1 protein-coding gene is annotated in these 236 nt (G+C 72.9%); it reads left to right on the top strand.

Annotation, left to right across the window (positions count from 1 at the left end; genetic code table 11):
- The coding region (locus ACQG3P_RS23510; RefSeq protein WP_426806392.1) for a carboxylesterase family protein at window positions 1-236 on the top strand (236 nt) is incomplete at both ends.

Below are 236 nucleotides of genomic sequence, written 5' to 3'. Positions count from 1 at the left end.
TCGATCTGATCCAGGCCCTGCGGTGGGGGCGCGAACATGCGCACGAGTTCGGTGGCGATGCCGGCAACATCACCGTGTTCGGTCAGTCCGGCGGCGGCGCCACGATCGCCACGCTGATGGCCATGCCCGCCGCGCGCGGCCTGTTCCAGCGCGCGTGGACCATGAGCGGCCAGCAGGGCACCGCGGCCGGCCCGCGTGCGGCCACCCAGCGTGCGCAGATCGCCATGCAGGCGGTA

The organism is Stenotrophomonas sp. SrG, assembly GCF_050031795.1.
Taxonomy (GTDB): Bacteria; Pseudomonadota; Gammaproteobacteria; order Xanthomonadales; family Xanthomonadaceae; genus Stenotrophomonas; species Stenotrophomonas rhizophila_A.
This window is presented reverse-complemented; position numbering and strand designations above follow the sequence as displayed.